We start from the raw sequence: 22,127 nt of genomic DNA, 5'->3' as shown, positions 1-22,127 counted from the left end.
GCCGATTTGAAATTGAGGTATCAAACATAATAATTTTAACCTTTCGCGGAAATGACACATTTACCCACGCAAACAATATAAACCATTATTAATAAAATTCGATGTAAATAACACAAACTAACGAATATAAAAAACGCCCTCGGAATTCCGAAAGCGTTTTATTTTTCTCATTTTTTATGCAATTATTTGATTAATAGCATCTTCCTTTGGAGATTGGTTTTACCAGCCTTTAGCACGATAAAATAAACCCCGCTCGAGGCTTTGATGCCTTTATCGCTTCTACCATTCCAGATTATACGATGCGTTCCAGACTCGAATTCTCCCTCGGCAATAGAACTGACACTTCTTCCGGTCATATCGAATATAGTAAGAGAGAGGTCCATCTTCTCCGGAAGATCGAAGGTTATTGCTGTCGTGGCGTTGAATGGATTTGGCATATTTCCATGAAGCGCAATTTTTTCAGGCACTGCCCGAGAATAAACCACCTTGAAGCTATGCGTGCCAATGCTTAAATGAATGTCGTTTGTTTCGCGCATGTCGAACTTCGCTCCGTCTATCTCGATCTCTGCTTCACCGGCTCCAAATAGACTCCAGCTAAGCGTTTGCGACTTAGCCAAATCTATTTTTCCAGTCCACTCAGCTTCTTTTCCGACAAGGGTTCTCGCCATAAGTGGTAGTTCACCATCGAGGTATAGCCTGTTCGATTTCCCCGGAGCGGGCGGTGGAATCGGGAAGTCCGCAAGAGCATCGCCGATAGTAACTATCACCGACTGACCGGAGTCCTCCGCGAGGAATAAACGACCCTCAAACACAGGCTTTATGTCTTCGCTGGGGATATCCTTTGGAAGATAAATACTCGTAACCTCTAAAGTAGCCGGGAAGCGGCAGTATATCCATTGGCCAAAGCCGGGTGTGAAGAACGAGGTCGATTCATAGGTTGAGATTTCCGCAGCGGCATTCCAATAATAGAATGTCCCTGAAACAAAAGCGTCTTCAGGAACAACATCCTGATCTGCAAGATAAGTTCTATGTGCCGGGCTTCCCAATATGAGCCATCCATTCGGAAGATCGCGCTCATATGAATAGACGATATTTCCGGTGCGGGTGTAGCTCGTATCTATCGAAGATAGTATCCAATAGCCCTCGCCAATATCGATCGTTGAGTTTTCATAATAGTTGGCTGTCGTCGGATCCCAAGCCCAAGCATTGCCCATTGCACTCGGGAACAGCGAAGACACACTCATCGAGCTTGCTTGAAGCGGCGCGCTAAGCATATTCCATCCTTGATGAAGATCTATCTGCCAAATATAATTCCCTGGAGTGCCATCATAGGTTATGATCACAGGTGTTTCAGTCGAAACCTCATAAGTGCTATCCACACTCATATCGACAACACCGTCGATCATAACTCCAGGCCACATTTGGCAAGGATCCCACTCGATAGAACCGTCAGATTCAAACCACAATTCCCAGCGCACTTCACATCCGGTTGAACGAATATCTGTGCCCAAATATTTCCAGTCGTTACTGAGGAACCAAGCATCGTGAAACAGGCTATGCGGTGGCGTATTCATAACATCGATACCGTAATCGTAATTATCCGTAGCAGCATCGAGTAAACCGAATCTAACAGAATCCTGTTGAACATCCTCCACCAAATAACGAAGCATACCATACCAGAAATAGCGTAATTCCTCTCCGACAATAATTACACCGTTGCCGGGGATCGGAATCGGAAGCTCATCGAGATCATAGTTAAACAATAAATCAGTGATCTCGACACGGGAACTTCTTCCCTCGAGAATACCGCTTTCGACTGCATAACGAACCTTAACAAGCTCTCCAGAAGCAGGAAGCGGTGAATGTCCATAAAGCCTGAGCAAGACCCTGTCGTTGTATATATTTCTGACAACGAAGTTCCAATCCGGCGGAAGGTTAATTCCTCTATTAACCTCGAGAGGAATAAGGAATTCCCTATCGGTCATTATAGTAAAATCGAGTTGTGTAATCTCATTTCCGTAAAGCTCGCCGATATAAATCGGGATTTCGACAAAGCTGCCCGGTTCGATGGATGTCTCTGCAGGTGGAAATACACTAAGATAATGGCTGGGAACTCGAGGAGTAACTGTCATCTCAACCGGCAATTCTTGTTCGGGGTTTAATGGATCGTTGGACGAGAAAGTGATCGTCGTGTTATAAAGCCCTGTCGGCATGATGCCGGAGATAAGCCTTGCATCGATCTCGATATAAGTCCCGGGCGGAACTACACCGTTTTCTGGCGTGATCTCGAGCCAATCGGCGGATTCATCGAGGCTCCAGATAATAGTCCCATCGCCATAGTTGTGAAGCCTGATGGGTTTATTTGTTGCCCAACCGGTCTCGACGCTGGCAATAATTATCGGTGGAGAAACGATTAATGAGGGCAATCCACCTGGCGAACCGAGAACTAAATGAGCTAATTCTGAAGGATTGCTGGGATTAGCTCCCGATGGCCAATTAAGGAATGTATCACCATCTGAATCAAGAATCTGGAACGCTACGCCCACAGTTTCTGAAGGCAGAGCGAAGAACTCCTCCATAACGCTCATATCGATGACCATTTCGGTATTGAATCCTGCGCCGAACATGTCCAACCATTCAGCAACCGCTCCTACTGAAATGACCTCCGGTTCTATACTATCTGGTTGAAGCGGATGGAAATATACCACAGACTCCGCACCAGAATTATAAACTACTTCATAATAACCCTCGGTTGAACTGTCGGCATCCCATTCATCATCGTTGTTATCATCGAAGAAGAAACGGAATGTAAAACCATCCTCGATACTAAGCGTCGGATTTGTAAGGCCGATATTAAGAAAAGAACCGCTATTGGAGAGCAATATCCCAAATTCGCTAAACAGGTCTATGTCGGTTGATTCGAACCATACTTCCTCATTAAGATCTCCATCGACCATAGGCGGCGGGCCTATAGTATAACTGCTGTAAAGCCAGTTACTGGCAAGCGAAGCGCCGCCATCTATATTGGAGAAACCACTATTGAAGTCGGGGTCTGAATACACAGCTTGAACCTTATAAAAATAAAGCTCTCCCGGCACGACTGTATTATCGCAATAGCTATTAAAAAGCAATGAATCGATCAGAACCGAATAATCATAATCATAGTATTCACTTCGATATAATCTGTAATGCGAGAGATGCACAGGAAGATCGCGTCCCACTGCAAGCGGGGCTTGCCAAACTACCGGCACGCAATCACGGAAACCATCCCATGCATGAAGGTTATGAGGCTTGAAAATCGAGTAGCTATATTTAATCACAACAATATCGAATTCCTGTATCGAGGTATCCGCTCCATCCCATGCACCAATATTAATGGTATAAGTTCCCTCAATCGACGAAGGCAACCAGGTTGCATAACCTGAAATATCAACTTCAAGTCCCACCGGACCCGATATAAGACCGTATTCCACAGGGTCATCTTCAATATCGATTGCAATAGCCATGTATTCCCAGGGGAATCCATCGAGAACAAGCGTTTCAGCTGGCATGGTAATAAAAATTGGTGCGTCATTGACGGGATTAACGGTAATATATACTGAATCTAAAAGAATATCCTCGCCATCGGTGGCTGAAATGATAATCCATCCCTCTCCAAAATAATTCTCTTCGAGCGAGACCAAGATATCCTGCGAATCAGCGATTGAAACATCGATACCATCTTCTGAACTAGTAACACCATATGTCAAACCCGATGGTGGATTAAATATATTAAAAATATCCTCGAGCAGCATATCGGGATCGTCTTCATCCATTACAATATCGGGTAAAGGATTCACTCTTCCGAGTGTCCAACAACCAGCTAAATCAGAAGGAAGTGAAGCGGGACCGTCGTCATCGAGACCGCGCACCACAAAGAAATATTGTCTTCCCTGATCAAGACCGGTCACATAATAGCTAACCTCTGTCCTTCCTGGAACAGGAGGAATAGTGTCATAGACGTCAACAAATGCCCAATCGATGGGATCAAAAGCAGAATCTGCAAGGAAACGGACTTCGTAACCGATACCAACAGTCCCAGCCCAACCATCGTCACCCGGCGCGGTAAAAATCAGTTCGATTGCATTCATATCGAGATCACCGCACGATAAATCGATAATATTACCAACAGGTATAAGGTCAGTGTATTCATGAGTTCTAACATGAATAATGTTCGATACCGGGCCGTCATTAAGGACTTCATCGGAAGCCTTCCCGGCGATCCAATAATCTGTATCTGGCGTAAGGCCATTAATTATCAGAGTCTGGCGCGAACCAGCAACCTCTGGAATAGGAACACCAGCAACAACTTCCGGCATAGTCTCAAAATCCCCAGCTAGGAAAGCAAATGTTGAGAGGCGGAAATCGTAGTTATCAGCCGTGCCAATATTGCCATCGTCGCCCGGGGCATCCCAAAAAATGGTAAATCCATCGAAAGAGACATCACGAGCCACAAGTGTATCTATATCGAAACCAGCTGGCGGGATTGTATCCGGCGCCGAAGAAGTCGAGAAATTGACCATATTCGACATGGGTGAGGCATTGGGTTCTTCATCCTCGGCAATCATAGCAGCATAATATTCAGTCTCTGGGGCAAGGCCCTCGATCCATATATCCTGTGGCGTTCCGGCTACTTCGGGCATAGGCATTCCAGCAACTTCCCATGTAGCCGGCCATGTGAAAGCAGTAAGGTCGTAACCCATAGTATAACTTGCAGCAGTTCCATCGGTTCCATCGTCACCGGGAGCGCTCCATGCAAGGTGCGCTCGATCATGTTGAACCTCAATCACCACAAGATCAATAATCTGAGATGGCGCTATCGAGTCCTCGACCGGAGGGATATACTCGCCTATTTCGAAAACGGCATCACTATTATCGAATATTGTTGTGTCGCTTTCTGAACGAACCTGCATAAAGCATTCCTCAGAGGTTGGTCCGGTAACATCCCAGTTAAAAACGCCCCTCGCTCCAAGGCCATCTGCAAGCGGTGTCCATGAGTCACCATTATCACGGGAAAATAATAATTCTAGATCGCCTTCGACATCGCCAGCATCCCAGGTTATAGCAGCTATAGAGTCGATAAACAGAACCTCGCCGCCATTCGGGAATACCATTGTTAGCCCTACTAAATCAACGATTTCGAAGACAGCGTCACTAACATCACTAAATAAAACATCATCTTCAGCCCTAACCCTAATAAGGCAGTTATCTGAAGCCGGTCCCACAGCCGTCCAATCGAGATTGCCACGACCAGCTAAACCACCGGAAATTAATGTCCACGTGCCCCCTCCATCTCGCGAAATATGGAGTTCAAATGGGCCCTCGTCGCCAATCACATCCCATCTTACATTAACAATTTCATCAACAGTAAGAATTTCTCCACCGTTAGGATACACAAGCTCTATCGAAGGTTCCGGCACGATTTCTGTAAAGCCGTCGGAAACATCGAACACGGTGGGAAAAATAACAGAGGATATCTTGAAGAGTATAATTTCTGAAGTGATATGCGGAGCAATCCAAGCATAAGCTCCATCATCTAAAGTTGTGCCGGTGATGGAGTTCCAGACTACCCCACCATCCATCGAATACTCAATCTTGACATTTCCGGTAAGATCAAGGCTTGTCCAGGTTATGTCTATTGGGTCATCCCAAACATAACTATCTCCTCCATTTGGAGTAAGCACTGTTATTATTGGTGTTTCGCCTTCTTCAATAAGTTCGAAAGAACCCCAATTTTCCTCGGGATATGACAGATCAACATTGCCAGAAACAGTTAAAGTTTCGGCAAGACAAGTGTCGCGAAGCCAAATAGAAAGCTCTTCTCCATCCGCGATAGCTGTGGGAAAATTACCTGTATTGACAAACCAAAGGCTATCCTCAAAATCACAACCGGGTGAATCCTGAGTAAGAATCTCGGTTGGTCGTGTGGTCACCCAAGATTCGAATATCATGCAATCGGGGTTTGGCGCGGAACCATCGGCATTTATCAAAGCACCAAAAACAACATGTGGATCCGATTGGGCGAACGATATGCCCATCATCATAACTAATAAGGAAACCAAGATAACTCTGGACTTCATTGTTCCTCCTTTACCGGGGGGATTGAAATTGCAAAAAATATTTATCAAAACGGGGTCGCATTTCGACCCCAGTCAAGAACTTCAAAAAACCATAGCCCCGCCGTTTAAGACGGGGCTATGTATATGTGCTTACTTAAGTAGCAGCATACGGCGCGAGGCTTTATAATTCCCCGCATCTATACGATACAAATATATACCGGACGAAGCTTCACGCCCCTTGGCATCTCGGCCATCCCAGACCACAGAATACCTACCGGCATCGAGTTTGTTGTTTTCCAATGTCCTAACATGGCGTCCGAGCATGTCGAAAACCTCGAGGTGGACATCGCAAGCCTCAGGTAAATCGAAGGCGATGGCTGTAGTCGGGTTGAATGGATTTGGCACATTCCCATATAGGGCGAACACCCTGGGAAGATTACCGAACACAACCTTATACGCGCCAGCGCAAGGTAGCTCGATAGTTCCATCGAGCGGAACTATCGTGCCTTCTACTTCGATACCTAATTCAGTATTCGTTCCCTCTACAACTATTGTAGCAGGACCGTTTACCGTGAGATAGCACGAACCAGATTTGGTTAAATACACCTCGGAGGCATTCCAACCATCAATAGAAAGACAAGCGCTGGGATGAGTTCCATTGACTGCAGGCGGTATTGGAACAAACCAGTTATCACTCGCTTCACCTATTAAAAGGGAGGTTTCGGTTTTATCCGAGATAACTCTAAGCCCAATCGAGAAATCCTTCTCGGGCACGATTGCCTTACTACCAGCAGTTCCAGGAACTTCGAGAACAGCATCCATACTCGCGGCAATAAAGAATCCCTTGCCACTTTCGAGCATATCAGTGTATTGATAATTCCCAAGCATAACATCCCAATGTGTGGCATGTTGCGGGAACGCCATTACAGCACCTGCAGGTGTTGTGTTTGGCGACGAAAAATCGGCATTGCTATAAACAGAACCAATAAGATTCCAACCATTAATTATATTCGCTGTGAAACCATCGACCGGACGGCCCCAAAGCGTATAATGCTGTTCAGTTGTTGAAAGAACGATATATCCTACGCCCGGTTCGATAATATCGGTCTCGACCCACATTGCGGTTAATGGATCATAATAATAAGCATAAGCCACAGCGGGGTAAATATTCTCAACCGTCGGTTCCATCACTGGAATAGTAATCGGCAAAGAAACCATGTTCCAACCCGGATACAGGTGAACATCGAACGGCGAATCCCCTGCGAGTCTGTATGAAATATATATGGTCTCGCCGCTATCGTAGAAATAAACCGAGGTAGTTTTCATGTCGATTATACCGTTAAGGAATAGGCTTCCCATAACGGCCAAAGTGTCAGTATCCCGGAATGACCACTCGAGTTTGCCAGCGGAATCACCAACCGGAATCACCCAGGTTATGAGATCATCTGTCGAGTTACGAATATCGCCATCCAATTGCGAGTTGGCCGGATCGAATTCATGAATATCGCTGAACGGATCGAACCAAGCGCCAATCTCGTCGCTAATCATATCGAGTCCATCGTCGAACATGTCCGTTGCAAGCGGATTAACTCCAATATAGAGGTTATCCTCGAAGTCGCCATGCGTGAAATCGAGCATAACGCGCCAATCGTTCTCGCCCGCAGCAACCATAACACGGCCATCGACTGTTTCGATATCATCGATAAATGCGCCGTCATTAATAACGGCCGAGGCTATTTGAAGATTACTCGTTGCACCAGCCGGAACAAGGGGCTTCACCTGGAACTGAACATTACAGAGAAGACCATCGTCCATCATCCAGTCATCGGAGATGGTGAAAGTGATATGATCCATATTATAATCTGTAACCATGACATCGTAATCTTCACTCATCACATCCATAGGCGAAATAACGAAATCGTTGGTGCGAATAGTCATCGTTACTTCCGTAACGCGTGCGAGATGCAAACCGCGAACCCGTATCGGCATATTTATAACCTCTCCCGGTATAACCATACGAAGGTCCGGCGGGAAACTAAATGTTGCAAGATTATAATCGGGTTCACGGACATGAAGGATGCACTGAACCGGGATGACCGGATTGCGTGTATCGGTCGAGGTTGCAACCAACCAACCGTTATAGTCACCCTCGTCCAATTCGGTAGCATCGAAAGTAACCATACCATCGTCGGTTTCGTGACTCGAAAGCGTGCCTTCATTGGGCGCGACCGAGAGCCAAGGGATATCTTCGAGGCCAATTACATAATAAATTTCGTTTGTAAGGAGTTCCATTCCATCTGTCCAGCCGTCTGCGTCGCTATCCATTTCGTCGCTGATAACGAAGCTATTAATGAACATTGCCTCGTCACCTGCAAGTGTGATAGCAGAATTACCGGGATAAGGAAGCTCGTCGAAGCTCGCTGCAGATACGCCCGTCGTCATCAATAGGCCATCACCATAGTCGGCAAAATCACCCGTTACTGTCTCCACCGAAAGCGGAACCTCAAGCGGAGTATTGAATATTGGGTGTCCCGGAAGATCCCATGTAAGAGCGCTCGGAATAGCTCCGAGGTCAGCGAAGACCTCAACACCAATAGCTGGCCAAATTGAATGGTCTGAAAGACCATCGAGGTCTGGGCACGAAAGCACGGCCTTACCGCCATCGGCGATAAAGGTCTGTAAGACCCCTAGAACCGCCGGACTCAAGCCCTCCTGAACTGTGATAACCGTTGCGAGATAATTGTCAGCATCGAGCTGGCTTACGAAATCCGCAGAGGTATGAACAACATGATATCCATAGCCGAGGAAATCGAGGGCATCCATCCCAATTGTTTGTTCATCTGTATAAAGAAGCACCGGGTGCATCGCATCGCGACTAACTTCGCGGCCCCAAATCGGAAGATAGGTCTCGAAGATTTCGTAATCGATAGCACCATTGCCCTGATTCGATATCCAAATGGGCCTATCGGCTGATTCACCTTGAAGAACCGTAACCTCGAACCTTCTCGGCCAAACATCGAATGCCGGGCCGCCTTCGCCAATACCGAGCATAAGATTACCGTAGGTTTCCGGATTTGTATTGACACTACCGGTAGTCCAGACGTAGGACCAGGTGTAGCTACCGGCATCGTAAATAGCAAAACGGAAGCCGATTAAGTTACCCATCGCGCTGTTAATCTGCGCGTCAAACTCGTCTCCAAGTTCGATTGCAAGTTCATATATAACTGCACTGCCTTCACCACCACCAACAGCACCGAAAACAGCCTCGCTAACTCCGCGAAGATCTCTTCCTATCGAGCCGGGGTATGTTCCCCAGATACCCTGATAGGTTGCCTCAGAAAGGCCATCATCGAGCGCGGTAACGCGGTATTCGCCTTCATCACTGCCCTCTAATGCCGGCCAACGGAGATTGTGATTATCTTCAATTTGAACATAGAACGCGTCGTCGGTGTCGAGCATATCGTCCTCGCCATCGATAAACGCCAGATATAACATATTCTCAGTGTTCTTGACATAGAATTTCTGGCCGCCGATTGCTAACTGAGTTGCATCGGTCCACTCATCGCTTGAAATCTCGCCGTCGATAACCGGCGGAGCGTTATAAGTATAGGTCGAGTATAGCATGTCAGAGTTTACCGTGCCGGCAGTCGCAAAATCGATATTCGACCACGAGCTGACGTCTTCCTCGTAAATCGCGCGAACGCGATAATAATACATGGTTCCAGCCATAACTGAAGCATCTACATAACCGGTTCCCGCGGGGGATCCAACAGACATCCAGGTATCCATATCGGTCGAACGCTCGACATCGTAATTATTAAAGGTAATCGGAAGAATCGGGGAAGTGCCAAACAGGTTCGGGGCATCCCAGCTCGAAGGTATCGAAAGCATGTAACCGCTGAGGGCCTCCAGATTTCGAGGCGCGAACAGCTCGTCACTCATCGGGTAAAGATGGAAATTGAATCCAATTTCAGAAACATCATCACCATCAGTAACCTCGATAATCACCGGATAGACACCCAGAGACTCCATCGAATCAAACTCCGTCCACCAGATATCGCCGGTGAAAGGATCGATCTCGAGGCCTTCCGGACCCTCGATTATACTCCATTCGAGCCTGTCAATAACATCAGCGTCGAATGCAGGTATTCTGTTGTAATAAGGAATGTTCCAGACCACGATGGTCTCGACGATTGCGTGAATTTCAGGAATGAAATTGCCAATTATTACTTCATCGGCAGCCTCGGTCTCGCCACCCATGCCATCGTAAGCCGTTACCAAAACTTCCCAGCTCTGGCCCTTTTCGGTCATATGGCGTGGAACGAAATCCTCAACCCAATCGATAAGCAAATCATTCAAATACCAGGAGTATGTTATATCGAGCTCATCATCATCCGCATCGGTAACGACAACATCGAGATCGAGGTCGTTTGTTGTATTAGGATCATCCGGGGTAAGATCCACGAGATCAAACACCGGCGGAGCATTGAGTATTGTAACCGGTTCGGAGACCATGGTCGCAAATTCATCGCTGTCATCAGTGACTGTAACCTCAAAATAAACCTCGTCGCCACGATTGAAATAATCGCTAGCAAGCCTAGAATCCGTCCAAGCAACCTCTACATCGTTCACAAACCAAACATACTCGAATGTGAGCATATCACCATCGACATCGCCAGCTTCAACATTTGCAACCAACACAGCAAGTCTATTGAACCAATCGGCCGGGTCTGAGGTGATCCTCGCCGATGTAATTGCAGGAGGTGTATTAATAATGGTAACCTCGTCGCTTACCACTTCCAAACCGTATTCCCAACCATCGAATGGCAGGACATTGCACCAAACTACATCGCCTTTAGCAAAATCGTCGCTGTAAAGTATGTTACTCGTTGCGCCATCGATAGCACCGAGTTCGTTGAACCATTGATACGTAAGCGTAACAGGATCGCCGTCTTCATCCTCGGTTGTAACTGTAACCTCGATAATATCGGTCTCAATAGCTGTCGGATAAGGCGCGATCTCTATGATAGTAATAACAGGAACCTCGTTCTCCTGAACCGGGCCGGGGCGAACAGTTTCTTCGCCGAAGGCCTGATTATCCTCGGTATCCCAGCCGGAGAATGCGTAAGTGTGATCGCCGAACGGAAGCGTCGTTTCGTAGAAGAAAACAACACCGTCGGTGTAATCGGCATCTGCAGGGTCGAACTGAGCCATGCCCAGTTCCTCGCCATCGATAATTGCGTTGATCATCCCGGGGGCAATATCGCGCACAGAAGTATATGTTACTTCATACCTGAATGTTTCAACAGGGGTGCCAGTAAGCGGCACGACCGCACCATCGGAGAGCAAAGGCCAATCGATAGGAATATCGAGGCTCGAGATTGGGCTATCGGCAAAGCCGTCATTCGCCCAAACATCGACATGAACCAAATCGCCCGGAGCCGTGAAATCGCCAACAAGAATCGGGGAATCATCTCCGACGACAGCGGCATCGATGGTCCATTCAAAATGATAATCAAGATCATCATCATCAGCATCGAGAGTCGGTTCTACAACATATATTTCAATATCATCATTATCATATACTGGAACCGGTGTGTAATCGAGAGCCGGCGCACCAGGGATTGAGTTAGCTATTTCAACCGGGTCGGTATTTATCGACGTTCCTTCGTCGATACCATCCCAAGGCGTTACAGTGCAATAAACCATATCGCCTCTGACAAAATACGGCGCGGCAAGTGTCGCCGTAGCAACGCCGATTTCAAAGTCGTTGACGAACCAGTTATAAATGTAACCTTCCGGGTCACCATCTGCATCGTCCCAACCAGTGGCAACAGCGGTAAGAGTCGAAACAACTGTCGCTGGAGAGGGGTCCTCAACAATGTATGCACTTACTATAGTAGGAGGATTGTTGCCAACCATCGGGCCATCGTGTTCGAGAATATCGCCTATACAGGCGTGGCCAAGAATATCCATGCCCTCGAACCTAAATGTATGCTCACCAAGAGCAAGCGTTGTTTCATAGGTATATTCGATACCATCATCCCAACTACGCGCCATCTCCATCGCCACAGCTTCGCCGCCATCGATTATAAGATTAACCTCGAATGCCGCGATATCACGAATATTTGTATAGGTTACACTATAGTTAAATACTGTAGATCTGTCGCCGGTGGTCGGCGCGACAGCGCCATCCGTCAAGGTTGGAGCAATAATTGTAACATCATCCGAAACAAAGAAACTAAACTCGTAACCATCATAACCATAGACTTGAACCTCCCAGTTCTCGCCTATTCTAGTATTGTCAGCATCGAGTTCATCTTCCATGAAACCGGACAGGTCGTCCATAAGAACGCCATCCTTGAACCACTCGTAGTAATAGTTGATCTCATCGCCATCTTCATCGAAAGAAGGATCATCTATAGTAATGAATAGGTCTTCATCCACAAACGGATTTTCTGGACCAAGAGTGATCTCAGGCGGTTCCGGCGCAGTATTCATAATGATGAAATCTACGGGATCAGTCCAAACAGGCAATCCCCAAATATCCTCAGCATAGAAATGATATGTATGATCGCCCTTACCAATATCGTGCCCATCGACAACATAAATATAGTCCTCACCCGTTGCCCATGAGGGCGGTCCAGAGCTAACCCTATCCATGTTCCAGAAGAGTGTTCCATCGATCCAAATCTGCATAATGTTCGCCGCACGATTCCACGGATTAGAGGCATAGGTTACACCGAATTCAAAATCGGTAGTAACATAGCCTGTCAATGGATTCATATAACCGGCAAGAAGTTCAGGCCTGAGCCCCGAAATCGGAGAAAGAACTATCGTTTCGATAATCGTCTCCGGCCCCGGATCGAATAGATCGATGTAGGTCTGGTCCTCCCAGAGACATGAATCGCCAACACTGACAGTAATCATGTCGCCGACATCGAAAAGACCATCATTTATTCTAAGGAAAAATAAACCGGTGCTCTCATTGTAAATGAACTCCGTGGAGGTTTCATCGAAATGATGCCCATTGAAATCGAATTGAACATGAAGACACGCTTCGGGAACAGGGTCGCCCTCGAAACGTTCGAAATAACCGAAAACGGTATGCGGAGTCACAGGTTGACCCAACGCAACACCCACAATAATGAATAAACCTAGAACAACGAGAAGTTTTCTCATCGTTCCCTCCTTTACTAATATGCCTATTTTAGGCGATTTAAATTAAAGATTGCCTCCAAATTTACTAAACAAGTAAATATCAAAAAATTACCTCAATAATAAAATTCTGGTTATGGACTCACAAGAACGATCTTTGATAAAATAAACACCTGAGGGCATATCGTCCCCTAAATCGCTTCTTCCATTCCAAACAAGAGTCCCTTCGCCGGAGATATAGCGAACAATTTTACCAGAAATATCATATATTCCGACTTCATTAGCGCCGGTAATTGTGCAAGCAGCGTTGAATGGATTGGGATATGCTCGAATTCCAACAACTTCCGGTTTGCTTATCTCACCAATACCCATTAAACCGAGTGTAACCGATCCAAGATTTTGAGAAGGATAGGACAGGTCCAATGTCACGGGCACATTGGCTCCCTCTTCAGCACATTCATTCCAGAAGAAAAGTGTAATCTCCTCGCCATGAACGGGAGCTGGATCGAATATTTCTGTATGTATGAGCCAAGCACCCGAACTCTCTAGATAGCGAACGCTACCTATACCTGAGTCCTCGGGAAAACAGAAGCTCTGAACACCATAATAACCGCAAAAACTAATGCAATCCGTCGTCGGTATCGAAGAATCCGAATTCTGCAAAAAACCATAAAGCGAATGCGGTTCACCCTGCCCAAACGCGCTGAATGCAAAAAGAATAATTAAAATTGCTACTGTAAAACGCATGATCCCTCCCCCTTAGCGGATTGGGTTAAGCGGGGGCGCAAAAAAGCACCCCCGCTAAGATAATTTATTTACTTAACAAGCATCATACGACGCTGTGCGGAGAAATCCCCAGCGCGAAGAGTATAGAAATACACACCCGCAGGAGCTATTCTGCCATTATCAACTCTACCGTCCCAAACTACATGATGGTAGCCGGCGGGGAGTTTTTCGGATACGACTTTCCGCACCATCTGGCCGGTGATGTTGTAAACCGATAGATCCACCTGAGTTTCCTCGGGAAGGTCGAAAGCGATGGATGTTGCCGGATTGAACGGGTTAGGAACATTTCCATGAAGAGCGAACTGTTCCGGCAAAGACGGCGCAACCTTGGCCAATGTCAAGGTTGACGCAACCGTAATCGGATCCTCACCAACTGTGATAACTGTCTCACCGTAGTAAATGCCGTCGTCTCCCACAACCTCAACACTAACTTCCGCGCCAGTGGCGATTCCCTCGAACTTGCTAAACTCGATTTTAACGAGGTTGCCATCAGTGGAACAGGTCTGTTCCTGCTCGCCCCATATAGCGCGGGCGCTTATTCTTTCAATATCGGCTTTGTCTTCGCCGACAATCGGTATCGCACCACACTTCGGAGTCGGAATAGCATCGCTTGTGCGAGTAGGCATAACTGTTCTAGCAGATTTTGCCGGACGAGGATGAGCTGGATACTCCGGCCAGGTTCCCGCAACATTGACCCATGCCAAATAAGCTTGACCCGGATAGATTGGGAAATCGAAATAGATAGCGCCTTCATGGACAACAATATCATTCCAGCCATCGCTTGGGACCATGCGAGCAATAGTAACAGGCGAGAGGCCGAGGCCTTCAAGCTCGTAATAAAGATCGCTAGCCATGATAAGATCGTCGCGGATAAGCGGGATCATGATACCATTGTAACCGATGGCGAGGTTATAATCGATGTAAAGGTCGGCAGGTAGGTTACCTGTCCAAGTTGCCGTTCCGGTCCAAGCTGAATAAGCAAGGAGATCTTCGGAACCGTCATCAACTAGATCACGACCGAACGGACCGACAAGAATTTCTTCCCAGAGCGCCGGAGGATTAGCATAGGCGTAAATATCGCCCAATGGTGCACCGAGGCGCGCGACATAGTCGGCTGGAGCAACAAGACCCGCAACCGGCAATGGATACGCGATCGGATTCCAACCAGCATCGATAATATAATCGACCTCACCAACATAAGCGGTGTAATCCGGGCTCATTTGCTCAACAATCTCGCCATGAGTATCGCGAGCCTTAACCGAATAGTAGTAAGGCGTCGTTACATCGCCCGCACCCGCTGCATCGACGAGGAAAGTATCGGTAACACCGACGAAGGTCGGGGTTGCCGCTCTCGCATCGAGATCGGTTAACGGATCGGTGAAGCGATAAACATCATAAACGATATTGATTTCGGGGTTGATTTCTGGAGTCGCGCCAAGGTCGGAACCGAGTCTAGCTTCGGGCCAATCGAGACGAATTGCGCCTCCAACAGCACCTATAGTAACATCGCCTACCGTTTGCGGAGGGATATTATCGATTGGAACACCGTTACCTAGAGGTATTCTATCTGTAAAGATATGAACACCGATTCCCTGAACCTGAACCTCGACAATCATGCTGTAATCATAAACGATGAATGTGTTAGCATTTCCGAATTCGAGTTTCACGCTATCGCCATCGCTCGCGTTGCCGACAATAACCAGCGGTTGCCAGTTAGTATCGCCAGGAGCTGCGGAAACATCGGTGTCGCGGCAATATTGATAACCGACAATTTTAACGGACATTGTGTCGATCGGGTCGGGGCCGGAATAATCCGGGTCCTGCGTAGTGCGATTGTGATGCAACCACATCCAGTTACCTTGGTCGTCCCAGTAACCATTCGCAGCCGAATTATCCATAACGAACCCACCAAGATCATCGTCAACGAGTTGTATTATATCTATCGGGGATGTCGAAGCCCTTGGCAAGAAACTCGAAGGTGCATCGACAAAGGCCTCTAGCCCGAGAACAGGAACATCACAAGAACCAACAACATCGAGAGTTCCACGGAACGCAAAATACGGGCCGGGTGTATCGATAGAGAAGTTCTCGGGTAGCGGCATGTTATCACCGAAGAAGAACTCGTGCGCGAAACTAACATCTGGAACGCCTGGATGCGCCCATGCAATTACGCGAAGTGTGAAGTCTTCATCGACGAAATACCAGTCGCGGCCCGGATCGTTCGGAATAGTTTCTATAGTGATGAACTCACCGGAAACCGTAATCGTCCAGCTCCATGCATTCAGAACGGTATTGCCATTGAAGTCCCTCGCGCGAACGAACATCGTGTAAGTTCCCTCCTGGGAGATCAATGGGATATTAAACGGTTTCCATAGGCTGTCGTTAACCTGAACACCAGGTATTGACAATTCGAAATCGCACCAACGCCAGCCTAAAATCGGCACCCAGCCCCAATATTTACCATCGGGATTGATAATCCAGAATCTAACCTCATCGACAGGTGCGCCCATTCCGCCGCCCATGTTCCAGCCGCAGCTGTCATAGGCATAGACGACAAAGCTATCTACCCAATCCCATATGAAATACACAGCTCCAGCATCGGGATATCTCGGATGGATAACCGGCGCGCAGTCATCAAAGATAAGAATCTTTTCGTTCTGCGCATCGAATCCAGGTTCTATGTGACCGAGATCATCATAAGACTTGCTGCGAACCTTGTAGTAGCCGAATCCCGGATTCGCGAAATAAGTGCGCCACTCAAGCTCTTTACCTATACCTAAGTCAATATCGGGAGCATGAGGTGGAGAATCAGGGGTAAACCAACCGCCACCATCCCAATTATATTGATTGGGAGTATTCCAGATCTCTCCGGAAGAACCATCCCAACCCGCACCGTTCCAATAGCTGTTGTTCAAACTATCCCAGACGGAATAACGAACAGAATCCACGCGCGTGAGATAATCCTCGGCGTCGCCCCAGAAATTATCCTGCATATCCGTGTTCCAATCCGCTAAATCGACGAACCACATATTGGGTAATTCGACTCCAAAGCGATTAGTAACTACGCTGTTCGGTTTGTCCTCATCAACAACAACATCATGAAGTGTATCGCAAGGCGGACCGAAGTTGCCAGCGCTGTCTCTGCAGTAGGAATATACTTCCAGAATAACAGTGCTCATATCGGTATAGCCGTCATAATCCCAAACCTCAGGATCCCCTGTGGGATCGCAAGGCAACCAGTAGGCCGTCCCGGAAGCTAACCAACCGGAACCGTCCCACCAGACGCTATCGATAATATCGAAGATAGCGACATAGACGCTCTTGACATGAGACACGCAGGCCGCGCCGGCAGTGGTGTCGTCTAACGCCCAAATCTCGATGAGTTGATCCCAAATATTTGTCGCTGTGTAGCTATAATATCCGGGAGCGGGATAGATGATATCGCAGGTCGGCTCGGTAGCGTCCCAGATGAAATCGACTTGGTCGATTAAAGACTGGTTACCGGCAATATCATAAGAGTAGGCACTGTAAGTCCAGCAACCTTCCTGTGTCGGTGTCGGTGTGTCATACCAGAAGGTATCCGCACCATAGGTAATATCGTAATGAGCAGTAAACCAACAGCTTCCTGTTCCCCAAACCGTCCCGTTATAGATAGCGCCGGTCGGATCCTCAAACTGAACCTTTACGCTTTCCGGAACTAGGCCGGATAGATTGTCATTAGCGAGAACGAGAAGAGTCTCCGGGAAGTTTTGATAGACGGAATCTATCGGCCAGATAATCTCACATTCCGGCCTCGAAACATCGATACCCATAACTCTCGAGAAGGTATCAACATGCGGGCTATTCATCCCGTAGAAAATAAGTTGATTGTTATTATCACCATAGAAAACGCGATCGATGACCCACCAGACACCCTCGGAGGTGCCACCATAAGTGCCATCCCACGAAAGACCCCAGGTAAGTTGTGTCATCTCGCCAGGCCAGATCATATCTTCCGTGACCGTATGAGCCATAAGCCCATCGATATGTTCGTCGGTCTGAACATGATCCCAAGGATCGGGATCGGAGAAATCCCAGAACTCAAGAAGAGCTGGATAATGAATCGGATCGCTGAGAATCCTATCGACTGCGGCACGATCGTTATACGGTGTCCCACAGCACATCGCCAGCGGATTGATCGTCCAAAGATCAAACGCCACTGTATTGGTCATATTAATCCATGTGGTCTCGGCCGGAATGGATGTTCCTTCGATAGCCCAATCATCGGTCACGAGAACCGGATGCTGTTGAATCCCTATCGGCGCGCGGTCGTCGATTACCGATGAGAGACCGATAACATAGCCGGGCTCATGGTTGTGAGCAGTAAAAGATGCGCCAATGAGGCTGAGACCTAAATCCTGATCCCATTGAACAGGACAATCACCGGGGTCACCCGCCGAGGCGGTTACCTGGAATTCGAAGGTCTGCTCTTCACCGGCTTCGAAGTTGTATATCCAAGCGGTCGGCGAAATCCTAATAATTATGCTACCCATAGCCGGAGCCTGGAATGGAGATACGCGAACGCTGTCGATCTGATCTTTGCCGTCATTGCGGACGGTAACATAATAGTGGAATTGCTGTCTGAGTGTCACGAGAGCAGTATCCTCGACATCGTCAGCCAAATCGCCAAGCCAGTTGTTAATTTCGCTCGGTTCCACCCATGTGGAGACAATAGCGAAATTAGCCGGTTGTTCGACTTTTATAAGAAGGTCATTGTCTGTGATCTGTTCAGCAACAGGTTTGCCGCTGTCGTATGTTCCATCGGATGTATGCGCATAAAGCGAATCGATGAAATTATAATCCGGCGCGATTACATCGAACACATACCAAATATACTCAAGAGCCGGAATGTCGATCGGGCCGGTCAAATCGGCAATGCCCGCCTGCGTATAAGGCGAAATGCTGTATAGATCGACAACAACATCCTCGACGATAAAGGCATTCGGATTATAGACCATCACACTGCAGCGATAGGCCCAGTTCCAATCGCACTCATAATCCCAAGTTGAACCATGGGGCAACGGAGCTGCAATACTTCCTCTCCAAAGATCAGTCCAGATCTCTACGATGTGTATATATGCGACATCGCCAATCGGGACATAATCGGTCGGCATATCGTTGCCGGCATTATCATCGCAGTCGATATACATAATGTATTCGCCCGAAGGATGGTTGGCTAAAGTTCTCTCCCAATAACCGGAAACAGCATTGTAAGTGAAAGTTCTTCTAGTGAAACCAGCTTGCCAAACTCCAGTTGCGAAGTTCCAATACAGTCCGCCGACCTCGTCGCGAAGATAAATCGTCACGCTATTGACGCCGCTTAGATTATCATTCGCGTCGATCTGGACGACATTGTCGCCAGGCCATGTGGCGCCTGCGACCGGAGCGACCGGATTCACCGTCGGAGCGAGAATATCGATTCCCATTCCGGCTGCATCGGTACCGGTGAGCGGGCTGGCCATTGGTTCGGCGTTTCCACCGTCATTACCATCGTGGTAATTTCCGGTATACTCTATATCAACGATAGCATTTTCGGTAACGCCATCGTTATCGACTGTGAATACCACATTGGCGGCATTTCCCGCAGGAATATTCGCCGGTGCCGCGCTCGGAAGATCGGCACCGCCAACGCCACCGACTACCGAAGCCACAAATTCGACCATTTGATTATAAACGTCGATAGAATCTGCGGTAGCATAATCGCCGGCCGCATTGCTTATCGCAACCGTAACATCGACGGTATTGGTTGCGTTAAGCCAGAACGGCGCGGAATTTATATTGGTAACCGTGAGCAACGGAGGATATTGAATATCGAAATCCTCCTCGTCGTCGGTAAGAATCCCGAAAACGATATCGGTGCGCGTGTTCTCGTCCACCGCGCGAACCAGATCGACGTCGACATGGATGTCGTCGCCAATAATCCCGCCGACTCCCAATGGAGCGATAGCGCGGAAAAGAACGCTTCCAAAAGTTCCACCGGCGATTTCGACCAACCCGGAGAAATGCGTTCCATCGGGGAAATCTAAGATAAGGCCGTATGGACTGGATTGCGTAAGATCGATCTCGACCTCGCGAATCGTAGCGCCGCCGTTATTCCAAATCTCGACCTCGAACTCGAATTCCTGGCCGATAGTGATAAACGGATTGAGAGGCGCGCTTTCCGGGCTTCCGCCACAGAAAACAACATCCACTTGAGCTGGATCTTGAACATTTATAAAAAGATCGTCATCAATAACAGTGTAATCGACATGTGCGGCGCTGGCGACTGTAAAATCACAATCTATCGAGTGATCGCCGGCCATGCCAGGACCACCGACATCGTAAGTCACATCGACATAAGCGCCAACTGGAATCCTCGGAGCCGCTACCATATCCGAACGTGTGCCGGAGAAATAGACCTCGTCGAATTCGAGAACAAGGTCGTCAACGGGCACGAGACCGGTATTAGTAACGCGAACGGTAACGACATGATCCTGACCGGTGTTGGCATTGTAGTCATAAGGCAAAATGCCAAGACTCGGTAGATTACTCGTTATTCCGGTAATTTCAACCGAAGGCACATGAGCTAAAGCCCAAGCATGAAGACCATTCCAAATCACTGTGGGATTATACATGGGTCCACTATGAACGTAGTAATCACCACTCCACTGATTAGGATCCCAATAATCGGTTTCGACCTCGATTATTCTCTCAGCATACTTGGCATCTTCGGTGGCCATATACATCTCGACATTTGCAATATCGTAATGGCTTGTAATCCCGGGCCATCTTCCAAGAGGATCATAAACACAACGCGTTCCATCGAAGAGTGGTCCTGTCCAGAAATAATCACGGACATCCTGTCTCCACTGCTGAGGCGTTACGTCGTCTAAATTGTCATCCCATAGGTCTTCAGCAACCGTTGTGTTTCCGGAAATAGCGGCGAACATCATAATCGGAAGATACTCCCACCTTTCGAGTCCGCGTGCGGCATCCATAGGCGCCATAGTAGCGCTGGGAGGACAATGAAAATCGCTCCACCACCCCGGTAGAGTCACACCGAAATAATAGCTCATCATCGCTTGAACATAAAGCCATGCTGCTTCAGACTCATAGGTCCAGTCATAATCGAGAACCGGGGGTCGGATCGCGCGTTCACGGACGGGATAAAGCTCCCATGACCTCGTGTAGCTTTCTAGAACAAGCCCCCAAAGGGCTGTAAGATAGAGGTTATCCGTATTATCGTATTTAATCGCGCCAGTCCCGCCATTGAAGAAAGTGGGATTATTCCGAATGCTGCGAAGGGTTTTCGCGATATACGGTGTGTACTCTATTTCCCCGCTGATAGTGAGAAAATACATACTCCAAAGCACTTTCTCGAGATAAATTTCATGAACACTACCCGGCATAGCCATTGCCGGATCGAGACGCCATGGAATAAGGGCATCACACATGATCATGCTATCCGGGACGAAACCCAGCATACCGGTATTTTCGTTCCACCATGGTTCGACGCCTGCAACGGGATGTCCAGTGCTGTTGTAATTCCAGATGAACACCCTCTCAATCGCATTGTCTGCACAGTCGGTGTTAACACCGGTTGCATGCATACCTGCGATTAATGCGGCAGTCGAATAGAAATAGGCTCCGAGATACGATGGCGACTGATTGTCCAGCGCTGGTGCTGCCGCAGTAGGTGAATTAACACCATTAACCCACGGTAATCCCTCGACGGGATTATATAACCCATTAGCTGGATCGGTTACATAAGTCATCGCGCTCACAGCTTTATCCATATGGACTCCAGCCATAGCAGAAACGGCTAAAATGGCCGCTATAACGACAAATCCGACCTTTTTCATTTCAACTCCTCTCCCTTTGTAGGAATGCGTTTTTTTAAGAACACTTTCTATTTAACAAAGTTTAGCGCAATTATCCTATTACTTTGAAGGAACTTAGCGCTTCTGTTTATCACATTACACGAAGCATTGCTCGCTATGTGTTCAACTAAAGTATAAACTGTTCAAATTAAATGTCAACAACTTTTTTTGATACTTCAAAATTATA

4 protein-coding genes are annotated in these 22,127 nt (G+C 47.6%); all 4 read right to left on the bottom strand.

Annotated features, from left to right (window positions below; genetic code table 11):
* Positions 1-182 precede the first annotated feature (182 nt).
* The 4 genes from KAH81_04535 to KAH81_04520 all read right to left on the bottom strand — a co-directional run bounded on the left by KAH81_04535 (position 183) and on the right by KAH81_04520 (position 21,922).
* Entirely contained in the window at positions 183-6,119 is a 5,937-nt protein-coding gene (locus KAH81_04535) for a T9SS type A sorting domain-containing protein (protein MCK5832922.1), read from the bottom strand.
* A gap of 129 nt (positions 6,120-6,248) precedes the next feature.
* Positions 6,249-13,280 carry a T9SS type A sorting domain-containing protein gene (locus KAH81_04530; GenBank protein ID MCK5832921.1) on the bottom strand — a complete coding sequence of 2,344 codons (7,032 nt, stop codon included), beginning with the start codon at positions 13,278-13,280 and terminating at the stop codon, positions 6,249-6,251.
* 87 nt (positions 13,281-13,367) lie between these two features.
* Complete coding sequence (locus tag KAH81_04525) at positions 13,368-14,003, bottom strand: T9SS type A sorting domain-containing protein (protein ID MCK5832920.1); 636 nt, start codon at positions 14,001-14,003, stop codon at positions 13,368-13,370.
* Between the two features lie 68 nt (positions 14,004-14,071).
* On the bottom strand, positions 14,072-21,922 hold the full coding sequence (locus KAH81_04520; protein ID MCK5832919.1) for a T9SS type A sorting domain-containing protein: 7,851 nt from the start codon (positions 21,920-21,922) through the stop codon (positions 14,072-14,074).
* Positions 21,923-22,127 lie beyond the last annotated feature (205 nt).

This window comes from bacterium (genome assembly GCA_023145965.1).
Taxonomy (GTDB): Bacteria; UBP14; UBA6098; order UBA6098; family UBA6098; genus UBA6098.
The sequence above is the reverse complement of the archived record's forward strand: the minus strand, read 5'-3'. Positions and strand labels throughout refer to the sequence as shown.

What these genes read in the sequence shown, in the direction of transcription:
- KAH81_04535 (MCK5832922.1), bottom strand. Translation starts at nt 6,119, where the DNA reads ATGAAGTCCAGAGTTATCTTGGTTTCCTTATTAGTTATGATGATGGGC.
- KAH81_04530 (MCK5832921.1), bottom strand. Translation starts at nt 13,280, where the DNA reads ATGAGAAAACTTCTCGTTGTTCTAGGTTTATTCATTATTGTGGGTGTT.
- KAH81_04525 (MCK5832920.1), bottom strand. Translation starts at nt 14,003, where the DNA reads ATGCGTTTTACAGTAGCAATTTTAATTATTCTTTTTGCATTCAGCGCG.
- KAH81_04520 (MCK5832919.1), bottom strand. Translation starts at nt 21,922, where the DNA reads ATGAAAAAGGTCGGATTTGTCGTTATAGCGGCCATTTTAGCCGTTTCT.